The organism is Streptomyces sp. NPDC040432 (assembly GCF_055595445.1).
The window spans coordinates 165,913-183,029 of sequence record NZ_JBVIVP010000005.1; the positions used below are offsets into that span (position 1 = coordinate 165,913).

The following is a 17,117-nucleotide window of genomic DNA, read 5'->3' on the forward strand; positions in this document are numbered from 1 at the left end:
CGCGACGGTCGCCGCCGACGCCTCTGCCCACGAAAAGAAGAGGATTTCGAATAATGAAGCTCAAGCAGGTCGCCGCTGTCCTCGTCGGCTCCGTCGCCGCCATCGGCGCCGCGACCCCGGCCTTCGCCACCGAGACCCCGGCGTCGATGCCCCCCATGAGCGCGACGAGCGGACTGTCCGACGCGCTGAACGCCGTCGGCCCCGTCAGCGAGGCGCTCCCCCAGACCGTGGGCAACGGACTCGCCGAGCAGGGCCAGAGCGTCGACAAGGTGTTCGGCACCGTCCAGAAGGTCAACCAGGCCCGCAACAACCTGCCCGGCGAGGTCCTGGAGGTCGCGAACCTCGCTCCCCAGGCGTCCCCGGAACTCCTCGGCGGTGTGAAGCTCAACGGCGGCGCGCACTGAACCGCCCCCGACATGACTGTGGGCGCCACCGGCGATGCCGGGGGCGCCCACAGTCACGTGTGCAGGGGCGACGAACGTCAGTCGTTGACGCAGACGTTGCCGAACGCCGGGTTCAGCAGGCCGATCACGTTGACGGAGTTGCCGCAGACGTTGACCGGGACGTGGACCGGGACCTGAGCCAGGTTGCCCGAGAGGACACCGGGGGAACCCACGGCCGCGCCCTCGGCCGACGAGTCGGCGACGGCGGAGCCGGCGGCACCGGCCGCGGCGAGACCAGCGGTGGCCAGGACCAGGGCGGCCTTCTTGGCAGCAGCAGAGTTCATGGGAAGTGCACCTTCTGTTCGATGTCCTGCCCCGATGCCGGGGCTCACACCGAGCGAAACGGTCCACCGTCCCGGACGACACGGCTGCGGAACCGATCAGACCTGTTCAGCCCAATAGTCGTAACTGCTAGTGGATCGGAATGTCGGGGATCGCCGGAATATCCGGGATCGCCGGTACGAGGCCGGTCGCCGGGGGGACGGCCGGGTTGGCCACGGGCAGCTGCGGGACCTGCACGGGCGGGAGGGTCGGGGTCGTGGGGAGGGTGGGGGCCGTCGGGAGGGTCGGGATCGCGGGGATCGCCGGCAGGGTCGGCAGCTTGATCTCCGGCAGGGTCACGCCGGGCAGCAGCGCCTGGAGCGACTTGAGGAGGTCGGCCAGGGTCGTGCCGATGCCGGCGAGGAGGTCGTCGATCGGGCCGGCCGCCGCACGCGACTCCAGCGCCTCAAGACCGTCGATCTGCTCCTGAACGGCCTCCACCTTCTTCGTGAGGGCTGCCGCGCCCCCGCCGTCCGCGGCGACCGCGGGGGCGACCGCGCCGGACAGTATGACGACCGCGAGGGCCGACGGGACAAGGACGCGGAAGCGGGACGGCTTGGTGCGCAGCATGGAGGTTCCTTCGGATGTGGTCGCTCAGAAACGGACCCGAGCGATCCGCTTCCTTACCCACCGTGCGAACACCTTGTACGGACCGCAACCGGACGGCGGGCGGGCGGGTGGACCCGGTGGGTGCGTACGGGCTTCGCGCACGCGTCCGGAGCCGCCTCACCCGCTCCGGCGAATGGCGCGGCGCGAACGGGCCGTTTGAGTGAAGGAGCGGAACCAACCCCGCGAGCGGCAGTTGTCCAGGGAGCTCCATCAACGGGCACTCGTGCGACAAAAGGACCAATGATGCTCAAGAAGATCATGACTGCTGCCGCGGTCTCCGCCGTTGCCGTCGGCGCCGGCGCTGCGGCCGCGGCTCCGGCCATGGCCATCGGCAACGACAACGGGGTCAACACCGTCAACGGCAACGGTGCCTCGCAGATCTACGGCAACCAGAAGACCCACGGCGACCAGAGCCCGCAGCTCGGCCTGGTCCAGGGCACGCTGAACAAGCCCTGCATCGGTCTGCCGGCGAAGGTCAACGCCCAGTCGATCCTGGCCCTGGTCAACGTGGGCGTCCAGGACATCAACGTCCTGTCCAACCCGCAGAACCAGCAGTGCGCCGAGAACTCGACCCAGGCCAAGGGTGACGAGCCGCTCTCGCACATCCTCAGCAACATCCCGGTCCTCTCGGGCAACGGCTCCATCGGCAGCTGACCCCCCGCCCCCTCCGCCGGGCCCACGAGGCCCGCGGAGCAGGGGACGCCCCGCTCACGACCCGGGAGCGGGGGGAGCCCCGGCAGCTTGCGGCTGCCGGGGCTCCCGTGCGTGGTGGGGCGGTTCCGTCAGCCGGTCCAGAAGTCCCACCACCGGGTCAGGACCAGCATGCCGATCACCCCGATGTGCAGGGCGGGCGGCGCCCAGCCGAACTCGGCGAAGAAGACCCGCACCGGGGCGGGCGCGGGCAGGTGCCCGGCGCGGACGTTGTGCGCGGTGACGGCCCAGAACATCAGCAGCGTCGCCACCCAGGCCAGGCTGCACCAGAGGCAGAGGGCGTTGATCTCGTACAGCGACTGGATCATCAGCCAGGCGCAGAAACCGGTGCCGAAGAGGGTGCCGGCGTTCAGTCCCAGCCAGAACCAGCCGCGGTGGCGGGCCCCGGCGAGCATGCCCGCGCCCACGCAGACCACGACGGCGTAGGCGACCAGTCCCAGCATCGGGTTGGGGAAGCCGAAGACCGCCGCCTGGTCGCTCTTCATGACGCTGCCGCAGGAGACCACGGGGTTGAGGCTGCACGCGGGCTTGAAGTCCGGGTCCTCCAACAGGAGGAACTTGTCCAGGGTGATGACCCAGGAGGCCAGCAGCCCCGCGGCCCCGGTGAGCACGAGCAGCCATGCCAGCCCCTTGGCGGCCGGTGCGGGCTCGTCCTCGTGTCGACCGCCGGGCAGTCCCTGCTGTCGGGGGACGCCCACTGTATTCGTTGCCATGTCACCCATAGTCCCCCGCAGTTGCACAGAGGGTCCCGAATCATGCCTATACAGCAGGAAGTTGACCTGAAGGTGTGGTGGGAACCCCTGATGCTTCCCGGACGTTTTACCGAACCCCGGACGTGATGTCAGAACCAGGGGCTACGTTGAGCGTCTGCGAAGTGACAACCTGCGACGGCCTGGAGACCCACCTTGAGCGATCCGTACGAGACAACCGAGGCGCACCTCGACCGACTCCTCGGCCGCGCACTCAACTCCTTCGACCTGCCGGACCCGTTGGTCGAGCGCCTGGGCACCGCGCTCGCCCACAGCTCTTCGCTGTACACCACCCACCACAGCCCGGCGGCGGGGCTCTGGCGGGAGACGCACCGGCACACCTACCTGCTGGCCGATGGTGGTTCGGCCTCCCTGTGGGAGCTGGCCTACCGGCTGAGGGGTGACCGCAGCACCCGTTGCGAGGTGTTCGCGAGCAAGGCGGAGCTCGGTCTCGCGGTGACCGGGTTGTTCGGCGAGGCGCCCGCGGAGGCGGTGGCGGACCCGTCGCCGGCAGGTGGGGCCGACGATGACGTGGATTCCGATCTGTCCGTGCTGAGCGCGCTGTTCGCGGCATCCGCGCCGGAGGATCGGCACCGCGAGTACGCCATGGAGGAGTCCGCGGACCACGCCCGCCGGGTGCTGCGGCGCGCGGAGAACCCGGACCGCCCCGGCGAGGTGGTGGCGGAGCGGCTGCGGTCGGCGTACGCCCACCGGATCACCCAGGCCTTCGGGGGCCGGCAGTGCCTCGCGGACGGGCGGGACGCGGGGTTCAGCCTGTACGAGCACGCCTTCGTACTGCTGGACGGCGGCGAGTTCAGCCTGTGGGAGGTCGAGCACACGGCCACGCCCGACGGTCGGCACATGTGCGAGGTGTACGGGAGCGAGGCCGCCGCGCGCGGGGCGATGGAGGTTCGCGCGCGGGTGAGGTGACGCCCCCCCTCCCACCGGGGTGGGAGGGGAACCCGGTTCAGGTCGTGGCGGATCCGGTCAGCTGGAGGTCCAGCGGCGGGTCCGCGGTGACGCGGACCTCCCCCGGGCGGAGGTCCGCGGGGGTGGGCATGGCACTACCGGGAAGCTGTACGGCCGCCGCCCCGTGGGCCAGGGCCGAGGCGAGGGCCGTCGGACCGGTGCCGCCCGCGATGAGGAAACCGGCCAGCGCCGCGTCGCCGGCGCCGACGTCGCTGCGGACGGCGGTGACGGGCGCGGTGCCGTGGAAGGCGCCCTCCGCGCAGACGAGGAGCTGACCGTCGGCGCCCAGGGACGCCAGGACGGCTCCGGCGCCGAGCGAGCGGAGTTCCTCGGCCGCCTTGACGGCGTCCCCGAGGGTGGGCAGGGGGCGACCGACGGCTTCGGCCAGCTCCGCCGCGTTGGGCTTGATGACGTCGGGGCGGGCGGGGAGCGCCGCCAGGAGCGCGGGGCCGGAGGTGTCGAGGGCGACGCGGGCTCCGCCCTCGTGGGCCCGGGTGACGAGTTCCGCGTACCAGTCGGGGCCGGGGCCACCGGGCAGGCTGCCGCAGCAGGCGATCCAGTCCGCGTCGGCGGAGCAGGCGCGGACCGTTTCCAGGAGCAGGGACGTTTCCTCGGGCAGCAGCTCCGGGCCGGGGGCGTTGATCTTCGTGAGGGTGCCGTCCGGTTCGGCGACCGCGACGTTCGTCCGCGTCCGGCCGACGATCGAGACCGCGGTGACGTCCACGCCCTGGGCGCCGAGCAGTTCGGCGAGCAGTATGCCGGGGGCTCCGCCGAGCGGGAGGACCGCCGTCGTTCGGACGCCCGCGGCGGCGACGGCGCGCGAGACGTTGACCCCCTTGCCGCCGGGGTCGACCCGGTCGCCGGCGGCGCGCACGACCGTGCCGCGCTCCAGCGAGGGGACCTCGTACGTCCGGTCCAGGGACGGGTTGGGGGTGACGGTGACGATCATACGAGTTCGACTTCCGTACCGGCGGCCTCGATGGCCGCCTTGTGAGCCGGGGCGAGCCCCGTGTCGGTGATGAGGAGGTCCACGTCCGCGAAGGTGCCGAAGCGGGCGAAGTGTTCCTGCCCGGCCTTCGCGGAGTCGGCCAGCAGGACGACCCGGCGGGCGGCCTCGATGGCGGCCCGCTTGACGGCCCCTTCGGCCAGGTCGGGCGTGGTCAGGCCGGCTTCGGGGGTGAAGCCGTTCGTCGCGAGGAAGAGGACGTCGGCGCGGACCTCGGCGTAGGCGCGCAGCGCCCAGGCGTCGACGGCCGCCCGGGTGCGGTGGCGGACGCGGCCCCCGACGAGGTGGAGGTCGATGCCGGTGTGGTCGGCGAGCCGGGCGGCGACGGGCAGGGCGTGGGTGACGACGGTGAGCGCGTGGTCGACGGGGATGCGCGCGGCGAGCCGGGCGACGGTGCTGCCGGCGTCGAGGATGATGCCGGCGCCGTCGGGGATCCGCAGGAGGGCGGCGGCGGCGATGCGGTCCTTCTCGTCGGCCGCGGTGGCCTCGCGTTCGCTGAGGTCGGGCTCGAAGTCGAGGCGACCGGACGGAATGGCGCCCCCGTGGACGCGGCGGATCAGGCCCGCCCGGTCGAGGGCCGTCAGGTCGCGGCGCACGGTCTCGGCGGTGACCTGGAAGCGTTCGGACAGGGACAGCACGTCGACGCGGCCCGCCTCGCGGGCGAGGCGCAGGATCTCCTGCTGTCGCTCGGCTGCGTACATGTGGCTTTACGTCCGTCCTGTGCCCGCTTGCGTGGTTTCCTCCCCACCGTACGCCGCGGGTCCGGCGGAAGCAAAGCAAAACGGACATGCCCGCCGCCGAAGGGCGGGCATGTCCGTCTGGGCCGCGCGCGCCCTCGGGGCGCCGTGCCTCAGGCCGAGGGGACCTTCTCCGGGGACGGGTCGGCGTGCTCGACCGCGCCCTCGCGCTCCCCCATCGGGACCTGCTTGCGGGGCAGCATGAACATCACCGCGAAGATCACGACGAGGACCGCCACGACCCACCACAGCGCGCCGCGGAACGCCTCGACGTAGGGGGCGCCGTAGACCCGGTCGTCGTCGATGAGCCCGAAGAAGACGACGGAGGTCAGGCCGAGGCCCAGGGCGTTGCCCATCTGGCCGGTGGTGTTGATGAGGCCGGAGGCCGAGCCGGCGTGCTCGCGGGGCACCTGGGACAGGACGGTGTCGGTCAGCGGGGCCACGATCAGGCCCATGCCGATGCCCATGACGACCAGCGGGGCCGCCATCTGCCAGGAGGCGATCGCCATGCCGTAGTGCTCGGACTCCCAGATGTAGAGGAGCAGGCCCGCGGCCATGGTCAGCGCGCCGGCCTGGAGCACCTTGCGACCGAAGCGCGGTACGAGCTTCTGGACGGAGATGCCCGCGGCGGCCGAGACGGCCAGCGAGAAGGGGATGCCGGTGGTGCCGGCCCGCAGGGCGCTCCAGCCGAGGCCCATCTGCATGTACAGGGTCCAGACGAGGAAGAAGATGCCCGTCGCGATGCCGAAGGTCAGCTGGACGGCGATGCCGCCGGCGAAGCTCTTGACCTTGAAGAGGGAGAGCTCGACCAGCGGCGAGCCGTCCTTCTTGATCTTGTACTTCTCGTAGGCGATGAACCCGACGAAGAGGAAGGGCACCGCGCCCATGCACAGGAAGCCCCACAGCGGCCAGTCGTTCTCCCGGCCGTGGGTGAGGGGGAAGATCAGCATGACCAGGCCGACGGTGGCGAGGACGACGCCGACCAGGTCCAGGCGCAGGGCCCGGGGGGCCTTGGACTCGGTGATGAACTTGCGGCCCAGGATCACGCCGGCGATGCCGACGGGCAGGTTGATCAGGAAGATCGGGCGCCATTCCAGGCCGAAGAGGTTCCACTGGGTGAGCAGCGCGCCGAGCATCGGACCCGAGACGGCGCCGAGGCCGACGATCGCGCCGAACATGCCGAAGACCTTGCCGCGCTCGTGCGGCGGGAAGGTGACGTGGATGATCGCCAGCACCTGCGGGACCATCAGGGCCGCCATCGCGCCCTGGAGGATGCGGGAGGCGACGAGCATGGACGGGTTGGCGGCGATGCCGCAGAGCAGCGAGGCGGCGGTGAAACCGGCGATGCCGAGGAGGAAGAGGCGCTTGCGGCCGTAGATGTCACCGAGACGGCCTCCGGTGATCAGGCCGGCGGCGAAGGCGAGGGCGTACCCGGCGGTGATCCACTGGATCGCGCTGGTGGAGGCGCCGAAGCCCTCGCGCATGCTGGGTATCGCGATGTTGACGATCGTGACGTCGACCAGGTCCATGAAGGCCGCGGTCATCACGATGGCGAGCGCCAGCCAGCGGCGGCGGTCGCCGGGCGGGGCGACCACCTCGTCGGGGGCGGGCGCGGTGCCCGGGTCCGGTACTGATGCCGTGGGCGCGTTCCGCTCTTCTCGTACGGGCCCGTTCTTTCTTTCGGGCGATGTCTGGGACGTCTCGGTGCTCATGGAGAGAAACCTAGACGGGATCTAGGTCAGATGGTGTCCTATTTCGATGGCAGCCTTGGGCCATGAACGACACCCCGGCCCGGCTGCTCACCCTGCTGTCCCTGTTGCAGACCCCGCGCGAATGGCCGGGGAGCGAACTCGCCGAGCGGCTGCGCGTGAGTGCACGGACGATCCGGCGGGACATCGACCGGCTGCGGGACCTCGGCTACCCGGTGGAGGCCTCGCTGGGAGCGGAGGGCGGGTACCGGCTGGTGGCGGGGGCGGCGATGCCGCCGCTGCTGCTGGACGACGAGGAGGCGGTGGCGATCGCCGTCGGGCTGCGAGCGGGGGCCGGGCATGCGATCGAGGGGGTCGAGGAAGCCTCCGTCCGGGCCTTGGCGAAGCTGGAGCAGGTGCTGCCCTCACGACTGCGGCACCGGGTGGGCGCCCTCCAGTCGGCGACGGTCGCGGTGACCCGCGGGGACGGGGCGAGCGTGGATCCGCGGACGCTGACGACGATGGCCGCGTCGATCGCGGGGCTGGAGCGGCTGCGGTTCGCCTACCGGGCGCGGGACGGGGCGGACAGCCGGCGGCAGGTGGAGCCGTACCGGTTGGTGAGCACGGGCAGCCGCTGGTACCTGGTGGCCTTCGACCTGGAGCGGGAGGACTGGCGGACGTTCCGGGTGGACCGGGTGAGCGAGCCCTTCGCGACCGGGGCCCGGTTCGCGCCGCGGGAGCTGCCGATGGAGGCGGCCGAGTTCGTCCGGCGCGGGCTGCGCGGCGGCGAGCGGTACGGGGTCGACGTGTCCTTCGCGGTGCCTCCGGAGGAACTCCCGGGCTGGCTGCGGGAGGTGGCGCGGGCGGAGGCGGGCGGCGCCCGGGTGCGCTTCGAGAGCGCGGAGACCCCGGAGTGGCTGGCGGCCCGACTGGCGCTGACGGGGCTGCCGTTCACGGTGCTGGCACCGGAGGCGCTGTCGGGGGCCGCCCGGACGCTGGCCGCCCGTCTGACGGGGGCGGCGGGCGGGCCCTGATCGGACCGCGCCGACGCGGGCGCAGCGCCGCCCGCGGGCGTGAGGGAGCCCCGGCACCTGGGGGGGGTAGGCGCCGGGGCTCGTTCGGGGGCGGCTCGGGCCGCTCGGGCCGTGCTCAGGCCACGGCGTCGAAGCCGGTGTCGCGGGCCATCCGCTTCAGTTCGAGGAGCGCGTGCTTCTCGATCTGCCGGATCCGCTCGCGGGTCAGACCGTGCTGCTTGCCGACCTCGGTCAGGGTCCGCTCGCGACCGTCCTCGATGCCGTACCGCATCTTGATGATGGACGCGGTGCGCTGGTCCAGCTTGCCGAGGAGGTCCTCCAGCTCCTCGCTGCGCAGCAGCGAGAGCACGGACTGCTCGGGCGAGATCGCGGAGGTGTCCTCCAGCAGGTCGCCGAACTGGGTGTCGCCCTCGTCGTCCACCGACATGTTCAGGCTGACCGGGTCGCGCGCCCAGTCCAGGACGTCGCCGACGCGCTTCTCCGTCGAGTCGAGCTCGGTGGCGATCTCCGCGTGCTCCGGGTCGCGGCCGTTCTCGCGGTTGAACTCGCGCTGCACCCGGCGGATCCGGCCGAGTTCCTCGACCAGGTGGACGGGGAGGCGGATGGTGCGGGACTGGTCGGCGATGGAACGGGTGATGGCCTGCCGGATCCACCACGTGGCGTACGTGGAGAACTTGAAGCCCTTGGCGTAGTCGAACTTCTCCACGGCCCGGACCAGGCCTGCGTTGCCCTCCTGGATCAGGTCGAGGAGGGGCAGCCCGCTGCGCGGATAGCGGCGGGCGACCGCCACCACCAGGCGGAGGTTGGACCGGATGAAGATTTCCTTGGCGCGCTCGCCCTCGGCGGCCAGGACTTCCAGCTCCTCGCGTGCGGGGGTCTCCCCCGCGCGCTCTATCGCGTCGTCGAGGATCTGCCGGGCGTACACGCCCGCCTCGATGATCTGCGAGAGCTCCACTTCCTTGGCGGCGTCGAGCAGCGGGGTGCGCGCGATCTCGTCCAGGTACATGCCGACCAGGTCACGGTCGGCGATCTCCCCGCCCACGGCGCGAGCGCTGCTCGTGGACTGACGACGGGCGACGGCGCGGGTTGCCATGCGTGCTCCCTTGCGATGCGATGATTCGGTCGCGGTGCGGCTTGGAGGACGGCCCGGAGCGGCGGGCGCTGCGGCGGTTCGTCCTTCGGACACTCTCCCGAGTGCCCGCTTCCGATGGAAACAACGACTGGAATCGGGACAGAATTCCCACGCCGCTCCCTCTTTTCCGAGATCTTGCAGTATCCTGCCCCGCCATCACCCGGTCAGGGAGGGCCACGGAATGCCGCAAGAAACCGAAGGAGTGCAGGTCAGGCCCGGAAACGAGGCGGACCTCGCGGCCCTCACGGAGATCTACAACCACTACGTCCGTGAGACCGCCGTCACATTCGACACGGTGCCCTTCAGTCCGGAACAGCGCCGCCCGTGGCTGCGCTCCCACCCTGAAGACGGGCCCCACCGCCTTCTGGTTGCCTGGACTGGCGATCGAATGGCCGGATATGCGACAAGCAGCGCGTTCCGCCCGAAACCGGCGTACGCGAGTTCGGTGGAGGTCAGCGTGTACCTGGCCCCGGACGCCGTGGGTCGGGGCATCGGCGGAACGCTCTACGCGGCCCTGTTCGAGGCGCTCGCCGACGAACCCGTGCACCGGGCGTTCGCGGGCGTCGCCCTGCCGAACGAGGCCTCGGTGCGCCTGCACGAGCGCTTCGGCTTCCGCCCGGTCGGGGAGTTCACCGAGGCCGGCTGGAAGTTCGGCCGCTTCTGGGACGTCCGCTGGTACGAGAAGCCCCTGGGCGGGCCCGGCGGGGGCCCGGCCCGGGCACCCCTTCCGGATCCCGGCGGCGCGGGGTCCTAGCCGAACTGGAGGGAGCGCTTGGAGAGGCCCATCCAGAAGCCGTCCACCGGGGTCCGCTGGGCGGTGAGGTCCGCTCCGGCGGCGCCCAGCGTGACGAACAGCGGCGCGAAGTGCTCGGTCCGGGGGTGGGCCAGGCGGCCCGCCGGGGACTTGGCCTCGAAGTCGAGCAGGGCGTCGACGTCGGCGAGGGCGAGGGCCTCGCGGCCCCAGTCGTCGAATTCGGCGGACCAGCCGGGGACCCCGGGGCCGGTGTGCCGCAGCGCCGCGAGGTTGTGGGTGAAGAACCCGCTGCCGACGATCAGCACGCCCTCGTCGCGCAGCGGGGCGAGCCGACGGCCGATGTCCATCAGGCGCGTGGGGTCGAGGGTCGGCAGGGAGATCTGCAGCACGGGTATGTCGGCGTCCGGGTACATCTCGACGAGGGGCACGTACGCGCCGTGGTCGAGACCCCGGTCGGGCATGTCCTGGACGGGGGTGCCGGGGGTCCGCAGGAGGGCGCGGACCGAGGCGGCGAGCTCCGGAGCGCCGGGGGCCCCGTACCGGACGGCGTAGTAGTGCTCGGGGAAGCCCCAGAAGTCGTACACGAGCGGGACGGGCTCGGTGGCGCTCAGCGCCAGCGGGGCCTCCTCCCAGTGCGCGGAGACCATCAGGATCGCGCGCGGCCGGGGCAGCGCCGCCGACCAGGCGGCGAGCTCGCCGGGCCAGACGGGGTCGTCGGCGAGCGGTGGGGCGCCGTGGCTCAGGTACAGCGCCGGCATGCGGGCGGGGGCGGGCGCGGGTACGGAGGTCATCGGGCGCTCCTCGGTGGTCGGGGGTTCGGTACGGGGGCCGTCGCGCCGGGCGGCGCCGCGACAGGGCTGTCCCCCGGTCGCCGGCGGGGCCGCCGGGGGCGGTCGGGGCCGCCGTACAAAGACTAACCCCGCTTCGTTCAAATTTGAACGAAGCGGGGTCATCAGTCATTCCCGCACCGGGATCCCCGTCAGTGGGCGATCACCGGGACCTTGAACTCGGCGTCCTCGGAGTCGGCTCCCGAGCCGGCCGCGGGCGCTCCCGCACCGGGGCGGCCCGTGGTGATCAGGGCGAACGCGATGGTCGCGCTGATCACGAGGATGCCGACGGCCCACCAGATCGCGGAGGAGTAGCCCTCGACCATCGCCTTGGCCTGCGCCAGCTGTCCGGCCGGCCCGCCCGCCGCGACCTCGGCCGCGTGGTCGGTCAGGTACGCGGTCGTCGCCGAGGCGGCGATCGTGTTCAGCAGGGCGGTGCCGATCGCACCGCCGACCTGCTGCGAGGTGTTGACCATGGCAGAGGCGACACCGGCGTCGGCCGGGTTCACCCCGTGTGTGGCCAGCGACATGGCCGGCATGAACGCGGTGCCCATGCCGAGGCCCAGCAGCAGCTGCGCCGGCAGGATCAGCGCCGGGTAGGAGGAACCGACCTCCAGCTGGGTCAGCAGCAGCATGCCGGTCGCGGCGACGAGGAAGCCCGGCCCCATGAGCAGGCGCGGCGGCACGCGGGTCATCAGGCGGGCGCCGATCTGGGTGGAGCCCGTGATCATGCCCGCGATCATCGGCAGGAAGGCGAAGCCGGTCTTGACCGGCGAGAAGCCCTTCACGACCTGGAGGTAGTAGGTGAGGAAGAGGAACAGGCCGAACATCGAGATGACGGCCAGACCGAGGGAGAGGTAGACGCCACCGCGGTTGCGCTCCAGCAGGACGCGCAGGGGCAGCAGCGGGGACTTCACCTTGGACTCGACGTACACGAACGCCAGCAGCAGGACGGCGGAGGCGACGAACAGGCCGATGGTGAGCGGGTCCGACCAGCCCTCGGACTCGGCGCGGGTGAACCCGTACACGAGCGAGACGAGACCGACCGTCGACAGGAGCACGCCCGGGACGTCGAGCTTGGCGGGGTTGCGGGAGCCGGCCGGCTCACGGATGACCATCCAGGCACCGACGGCGGCGACGATCGCGAAGGGGATGTTCACGAAGAAGGTCCAGCGCCAGTTCAGGTACTCGGTGAGGAAGCCGCCGAGGATCAGGCCGACGGCGCCGCCGCCGCCCGCGATGGCACCGTAGATGCCGAAGGCCTTGGCCCGCTCCTTGGCGTCGGTGAAGCTGACGGCCAGCAGGGAGAGCGCGGCCGGTGCCAGCAGGGCGCCGAACGCACCCTGGAGGGCGCGGGCGCCGAGCATCATCGCCTCGCCGGTGGCGGCGCCGCCGAGCGCGGAGGCCAGCGCGAAGCCGACGAGGCCGACGATGAAGGCGTTCTTACGGCCCCACTTGTCGGCGATGCGGCCACCGAAGAGCAGCAGGCCACCGAAGGCGAGCGCGTACGCGGTGATGACCCACTGGCGGTTGCCGTCGGAGATGCCGAGGTCGGTCTGGGCCGACGGGAGCGCGATGTTCACGATGGTCGCGTCGAGGACGACCATCAACTGCGCCAGGGCTATGAAGACCAGGGCCTTCCAGCGATTGGGATCGGCGACGACCGGCGGGGCGGTCGCGGCTGTTTTTGACATGGGGGTACCTGCTTCACTGTGCGGAATGACTGAAAAAAGCTAGTTGATGAGGGTTCGCGGCGTCATGTGGTTTTAGGCGTCATACGGGTCCGGCGTCAGGAGGGCTCGTGCGTCCTGCGGCGGTGCGTGCCGCGTGTCGCGGGGTTCCGCGCCTCATGTGGTCCTGCGTCTGAGATCCCGCAAGGAGGCCGCGACACCGGGCAGTTCGGAGCGGGCCGGGGCGCGCAGTCCGTCGAGGAAGAGTTGGAGGTGGCGGTGCGCGTACCCGTCCATGTCGGGGCAGCCCGTGCCGGGGAGCGGGCGGCTCAACTGGGACAGGGCGACCATCAGGTCACCGACGCCGATGTCGGTGCGGACGAGTCCGCCGTCCTGCCCGGCGGCCACCAGGGCTTCCACGGCGCCCTCCAACGCGGTACGGGAGGCGATCAGTTCGGGGTGCTCCGGGTCGAAGCCGGCGGCGAGCATCGGGCACAGGGCGCCGATGCGTTCGTCGGCCGCCGCGTGCGCGAAGCGGCAGAGCGCGGTGAAGGGGTCGGGCTCCTCGGCGAGGACGTGCTCGGCGAGGGCGGCGACGCGGCCCGTCACGTACAGCACGACGTGGTGGACGAGGGTGGAGCGGTCCGGGAAGTGCCGGTACAGCGTGGCGTTTCCGACGCCGGCGCGGCGGGCGATCTCGTCGAGCGGCGCGTCCGAGCCGAACTCCACCAGCATCTCGCGGGCCGCGACCAGGATGCGCTCCCGGTTGCGGACGGCGTCCGCGCGCGGCTTCGGCACCCGGGTGGGGGCGGTGGTCGGCTCCGGGGCCACGGCCCCGACCGCCGGCGGGGCGGGAAGGGTCGCCGTCGCCGCGGGGGCGAGGTCCCCCGCCGCGACGGGGGCGGCCGCGCGGGTGCGGGTCGGGGTGTTCATTCCGGGGCCTTCCTGGACGGGCTCGGGTGCTGATGACGGTGGCGGTGTCCGTACCGCGATGCCGGTGCCGGTGTGCGCGCCGGTGCCGGTGCTCATGCCGGCGCCGGTGCCGGTGTTCGTGCCGGTTCGGACGCGGGGTCCGGTTCCGGTGCGACGTGTCCACCGTGTGGCGAAGCGGGGAGCGGGTCCCCGTTTCGCGCGACGTAGGTGCAAACGGGGATCGAGTCCCCGGTTATTTCACCCGCAGGTGTGACCTGGCTCACAGATCGACGGGTGGTCTAGTCCCGTTTGGACGCTCCCGACGCGCGGGCGCGTCGCGACCGACGGAGGGTGGGCGAACAGAGCGCAGTCCGGACCCGGCCGGCTGCCGCGGACCCGAAGGCGATCTTCATGCCGCAGACCCGCCGCCGGATACGCAGACACTGCCGCACCTGCGCGTACATCGGCCTGACCGCGCTGGCACTCGGCATCACGGCGACCGCGAGCACGGGCATATCGGGACGCGGGCACTCGGCGGCGGGCCCCGTGGCCACCACCGCCGAATCCCTGCTGGCACCCTGCCGGATCACCGGGACCATGGGCGTTCAGATGTCCGAGGGCCTGCCGACACCGCCCGGGTACTCCCGGTCGACCGGCGAGGTACGCGCACTGAACCTGATGATCGACTTCCCCGACGCCAAGGGCGAGGGCACGGCGATGGACCGCCTGTCGGAGTTCTTCCCCCAGACCTCCGACTGGTTCCGGACCAGTTCCTACGGCCGGCTCACCTATCGGGCCGAGGCGCCGATAAGGGAGTGGCTGCGGATGCCGATGCCGTTCGCGCAGTACGGGATCGGGCGCGGGTCCCCGTACGAACCGGGCTACCGGCAACTCGTCGAGCACATCGCGAAGGCCGCCGACAGCGAGGTCGACTTCGGCAAGTACGACCTGGTCAACGTCCTGGTCACGCCGAACGCCGGTCCGTCGGCCCTGGACACCGTGCTGTCGGTGACCTTCTCGGGCAACGCCGAGGCACCGGTCGCCGACGGCGTGCCGCTCGCCAACACGTCCTTCGTCTACAGCCGGCAGGACGACGGCTCGGGCTCCTACCGGGAGACCGGCTACCGGGTGCTCCCCCACGAGAACGGGCACGTCTTCGGACTGCCCGACCTGTACACCGCCGACGGCGGCGGCACGGTCGGGCACTGGGACATCATGAGCGAGGACTGGGGCGCCAACAACGACCTGCTCGGCTGGCACAAGTGGAAGCTGGGTTGGCTGGACGGGGAGCAGATCAGCTGCGCCTCGAAGTCGGGGATCAGCGATCACGTCCTGTCGCCGCTGGCCGTGGAGGGCGGCACGAAGCTGGCCTTCGTCCCTCTGTCGGAGAGCGCCGGGTACGCGATCGAGGTCCGCACGCGCGCCGGGAACGACGAGGCCGTGTGCAAGCCCGGCGTGCTCATCTACAAGGTCGACTCGGACGTGGACACCGGGCGTGGTCCGGTCACCGTGCGCGACAGCGCCGCGGACAGCGGCGGCTGCACCCGGCGGCCCAACGTGCACGCCGAACTGTCGGACGCGCCCTTCGTCCCGGGCGAGACCTTCACCGACGACAAGTCCGGGATCAGCGTTTCGGTGGTGGGCGAACTGCGCAACGGCAGCTATCAGGTGCGGATCACCCGCCCCTGACGGCTCCCGGGCGGGGCGGGTCCCGCCGTGACGGCTCCCGGCCCCGTTCCCGGGCCGACCGGGGCCGGTCGGCCCGGCAGGTCCGGACCTCCGGCCCCCGCGCGGGAGCCCCGGGGCGGGGAGGCTGGGGTGGGGAGGCCGAGGGCGGGGCGTGCGCCCCGGGCCGGCGGCCGACCCGCGACCGCCCGCGCCGACCTTGGAGGCTGACCGCCGTGAAGGCCCTCGTGCTGCGCCCGGACGGCGCCCCGGCCCTGATCGACCGGCCCGTGCCGCGGCCCCGTGCCGGGGAGGTCCTCGTACGGACCACCGCGGCCCTCGTCTGCGCCTGGGACGGCCACGCCGCTTGCGACGAGGGGCTCGGCCACGAGTCCGTCGGGGTGGTGCGGGCCGTCGGCGTCGGGGTGCCGGAGTCGTACCTCGGTCTGCGGGTGGCGGCCGAGGGCCGGGGGCGGCTCGCCGAGTACTTCCGGGTGCCGGTCGCCGGGGCCGGGCTGGTGCCGCTGCCGGACCGGATCACCGATCACCAGGCCCTGTACGCCGCCGGGGCGCTGGCCACCGGCTTCGCCGCCACCGAGGAGGCGGGGGCGATGACGGGCGGGAGCGTCGCCGTGTTCGGGCAGGGCGCGGTGGGGCTCAGCGCGACGGTGGCCGCCGGGCGGCTGCGCGGCGCGCGGGTCATCGCCGTGGAACCTGAGCCCCGCCGCCAGTTGCTGGCGCTGCGGTTCGGAGCGGACGTGGTGGTGGACCCGGCGTACGAGCACTCCGCCGAACGGATCCTGGAGCTGACGGGCGGGGTCGGCGCGGACTGCGCGATCCTGGCGACGGCCTTCCCGGGGGCCCGGGCGGCGGCCCGCGCGGGCACGGCGCCGGGCGGGCGCGTCACCCTCGCCCGCTGCCGTGCCGGAGCCGGACCGGAGGGCGGACCGGAGGCCGGACCGGAGGGCGCGGGAACCGGCGCGGCGTACGGGGCGGCGAGCGGGGCGCGGACGGCCCTGATGCTCGATCTGATCGGCGACGGGCTGCTGGATCCGACCGTGATGACCACCCACGAATTCCCCTTCACCCGGGTGGAGGAGGCCTTTCGGCGGCTTTCGGCGCGGGAGCCGGGCATGGTCAAACCCATCGTCCACTTCCCCCGGAGGAGCCCGTCGTGACCGTGACCCCCGCGACCCCCGAAGAGCGTCTGGCCGCGGCCGGGCTGACCCTGCCGCCCGCCCCGGAGCCGGTCGCCGTGTACGTGCCGGCCGTCCTGAGCGGGCACCACGTGTACACCTCCGGCCAGTTGCCGATGGTGGACGGGGCCCTTCCACTGACCGGCAAGGTGGGGGCCGGGGTGACCCCGGAGCAGGCGAAGGAACTGGCCGGACTGTGCGCGCTCAACGCGCTCGCCGCCGTGGCGTCGGTCGCCGGGGACCTGTCGGCGGTGAAGCGGGTGGTGAAGGTGGTGGGCTTCGTCGCGGGCGACCCCTCGTTCACCGGCCAGCCGGGCGTCGTGAACGGCGCGAGCGAGCTGCTGGCAACGGCCTTCGGCGACGCGGGCATCCACGCCCGGAGCGCGGTCGGGGTGACGGCGCTGCCGCTCGACGCGCCCGTCGAGGTGGAGCTGGTCGTGGAACTGCACACCCCGATGGGGGTGTGAGGCCGTGACGGCCCGTCGGGGGGCTTCGTACGCGCGGAGGAGGCGGACGCGGACGCGGACCCGGCCGCCGTCGCTTCGGGCGGGGGCGGAACGGCTGGCGCGGGGCGGACGGGGTTCGGACGGGCGGGGTCGGGGCGGACGGGGTTCGGACGGGCGGGGTCGGGGCGGGCGGGGTTCGGACGGGCGGGGTCGGGGCGGGCGAACCCCCGGCCCGTTCCGGGCGTCTT

General features: G+C 72.5%; 18 protein-coding genes. 8 read left to right on the forward strand and 10 right to left on the reverse strand.

What is annotated here, in order from left to right:
- The first annotated feature begins 53 nt into the window (after positions 1-53).
- A complete protein-coding gene (locus ACZ58N_RS13580) occupies positions 54-404 on the forward strand; it encodes a hypothetical protein (protein WP_471158597.1) in 351 nt (116 codons plus the stop codon).
- 77 nt (positions 405-481) lie between these two features.
- Here the strand turns inward: ACZ58N_RS13580 and ACZ58N_RS13585 are convergent, their stop codons facing one another.
- Both ACZ58N_RS13585 and ACZ58N_RS13590 read right to left on the reverse strand, forming a co-directional pair.
- Complete coding sequence (locus tag ACZ58N_RS13585) at positions 482-727, reverse strand: chaplin (protein WP_281209865.1); 246 nt, start codon at positions 725-727, stop codon at positions 482-484.
- A gap of 127 nt (positions 728-854) precedes the next feature.
- On the reverse strand, positions 855-1,334 hold the full coding sequence (locus tag ACZ58N_RS13590) for a hypothetical protein (protein WP_471158599.1): 480 nt from the start codon (positions 1,332-1,334) through the stop codon (positions 855-857).
- Positions 1,335-1,616: 282 nt separating this feature from the next.
- On the opposite strand from ACZ58N_RS13590, the gene ACZ58N_RS13595 reads away from it, so the two are divergent.
- Positions 1,617-2,027, forward strand: a complete 411-nt coding sequence (locus ACZ58N_RS13595; RefSeq protein WP_471158601.1) for a rodlin — start codon at positions 1,617-1,619, stop codon at positions 2,025-2,027.
- A 128-nt stretch (positions 2,028-2,155) separates the two neighbouring features.
- Here the strand turns inward: ACZ58N_RS13595 and ACZ58N_RS13600 are convergent, their stop codons facing one another.
- Positions 2,156-2,797 carry a vitamin K epoxide reductase family protein gene (locus tag ACZ58N_RS13600; protein ID WP_471158603.1) on the reverse strand — a complete coding sequence of 214 codons (642 nt, stop codon included), beginning with the start codon at positions 2,795-2,797 and terminating at the stop codon, positions 2,156-2,158.
- A gap of 192 nt (positions 2,798-2,989) precedes the next feature.
- On the opposite strand from ACZ58N_RS13600, the gene ACZ58N_RS13605 reads away from it, so the two are divergent.
- Positions 2,990-3,763 carry a DUF6227 family protein gene (locus ACZ58N_RS13605; protein ID WP_471158605.1) on the forward strand — a complete coding sequence of 258 codons (774 nt, stop codon included), beginning with the start codon at positions 2,990-2,992 and terminating at the stop codon, positions 3,761-3,763.
- A 37-nt stretch (positions 3,764-3,800) separates the two neighbouring features.
- Here ACZ58N_RS13605 and pfkB read toward each other — a convergent pair whose 3' ends face one another.
- The 3 genes from pfkB to ACZ58N_RS13620 all read right to left on the reverse strand — a co-directional run bounded on the left by pfkB (position 3,801) and on the right by ACZ58N_RS13620 (position 7,257).
- A complete protein-coding gene (gene pfkB / locus ACZ58N_RS13610; protein ID WP_471158607.1) occupies positions 3,801-4,751 on the reverse strand; it encodes a 1-phosphofructokinase in 951 nt (316 codons plus the stop codon).
- The gene (locus ACZ58N_RS13615) at positions 4,748-5,509 is read right to left on the reverse strand and encodes a DeoR/GlpR family DNA-binding transcription regulator (RefSeq protein ID WP_471158609.1); all 762 of its coding nucleotides are present in this window, start codon (positions 5,507-5,509) and stop codon (positions 4,748-4,750) included. Before ACZ58N_RS13615 ends, pfkB begins: the two co-directional genes overlap by 4 nt.
- Positions 5,510-5,658: 149 nt before the next feature.
- Positions 5,659-7,257, reverse strand: a complete 1,599-nt coding sequence (locus ACZ58N_RS13620) for an MFS transporter (RefSeq protein WP_471158611.1) — start codon at positions 7,255-7,257, stop codon at positions 5,659-5,661.
- A gap of 62 nt (positions 7,258-7,319) precedes the next feature.
- Between ACZ58N_RS13620 and ACZ58N_RS13625 the strand changes: the two genes are divergently transcribed.
- Positions 7,320-8,267, forward strand: coding sequence for a helix-turn-helix transcriptional regulator (locus ACZ58N_RS13625; protein ID WP_471158613.1), 948 nt, complete (start codon positions 7,320-7,322; stop codon positions 8,265-8,267).
- A 115-nt stretch (positions 8,268-8,382) separates the two neighbouring features.
- On the opposite strand, the gene ACZ58N_RS13630 is transcribed toward ACZ58N_RS13625, so the two are convergent.
- A complete protein-coding gene (locus tag ACZ58N_RS13630; protein WP_471158615.1) occupies positions 8,383-9,360 on the reverse strand; it encodes a sigma-70 family RNA polymerase sigma factor in 978 nt (325 codons plus the stop codon).
- Positions 9,361-9,580: 220 nt separating this feature from the next.
- Here ACZ58N_RS13630 and ACZ58N_RS13635 point away from each other — a divergent pair, with 220 nt between their 5' ends.
- Positions 9,581-10,153 (forward strand): GNAT family N-acetyltransferase, encoded by a 573-nt coding sequence (locus ACZ58N_RS13635; RefSeq protein WP_471158617.1) that lies wholly within the window; start codon positions 9,581-9,583, stop codon positions 10,151-10,153.
- On the opposite strand, the gene ACZ58N_RS13640 is transcribed toward ACZ58N_RS13635, so the two are convergent.
- The 3 genes from ACZ58N_RS13640 to ACZ58N_RS13650 all read right to left on the reverse strand — a co-directional run bounded on the left by ACZ58N_RS13640 (position 10,150) and on the right by ACZ58N_RS13650 (position 13,583).
- Positions 10,150-10,911 carry a dioxygenase family protein gene (locus ACZ58N_RS13640; RefSeq protein WP_471159219.1) on the reverse strand — a complete coding sequence of 254 codons (762 nt, stop codon included), beginning with the start codon at positions 10,909-10,911 and terminating at the stop codon, positions 10,150-10,152. The genes ACZ58N_RS13635 and ACZ58N_RS13640 overlap by 4 nt on opposite strands.
- Positions 10,912-11,132: 221 nt before the next feature.
- A complete protein-coding gene (locus ACZ58N_RS13645) occupies positions 11,133-12,674 on the reverse strand; it encodes an MFS transporter (protein WP_471158619.1) in 1,542 nt (513 codons plus the stop codon).
- 153 nt (positions 12,675-12,827) lie between these two features.
- Complete coding sequence (locus tag ACZ58N_RS13650) at positions 12,828-13,583, reverse strand: TetR/AcrR family transcriptional regulator (protein ID WP_471159221.1); 756 nt, start codon at positions 13,581-13,583, stop codon at positions 12,828-12,830.
- A gap of 390 nt (positions 13,584-13,973) precedes the next feature.
- Between ACZ58N_RS13650 and ACZ58N_RS13655 the strand changes: the two genes are divergently transcribed.
- The 3 genes from ACZ58N_RS13655 to ACZ58N_RS13665 all read left to right on the forward strand — a co-directional run bounded on the left by ACZ58N_RS13655 (position 13,974) and on the right by ACZ58N_RS13665 (position 16,890).
- Positions 13,974-15,251 (forward strand): M6 family metalloprotease domain-containing protein, encoded by a 1,278-nt coding sequence (locus ACZ58N_RS13655; RefSeq protein ID WP_471158621.1) that lies wholly within the window; start codon positions 13,974-13,976, stop codon positions 15,249-15,251.
- A gap of 212 nt (positions 15,252-15,463) precedes the next feature.
- A complete protein-coding gene (locus ACZ58N_RS13660) occupies positions 15,464-16,405 on the forward strand; it encodes a zinc-binding dehydrogenase (RefSeq protein ID WP_471158623.1) in 942 nt (313 codons plus the stop codon).
- A gap of 2 nt (positions 16,406-16,407) precedes the next feature.
- Positions 16,408-16,890 (forward strand): RidA family protein, encoded by a 483-nt coding sequence (locus tag ACZ58N_RS13665; RefSeq protein WP_471159223.1) that lies wholly within the window; start codon positions 16,408-16,410, stop codon positions 16,888-16,890.
- Positions 16,891-17,117 lie beyond the last annotated feature (227 nt).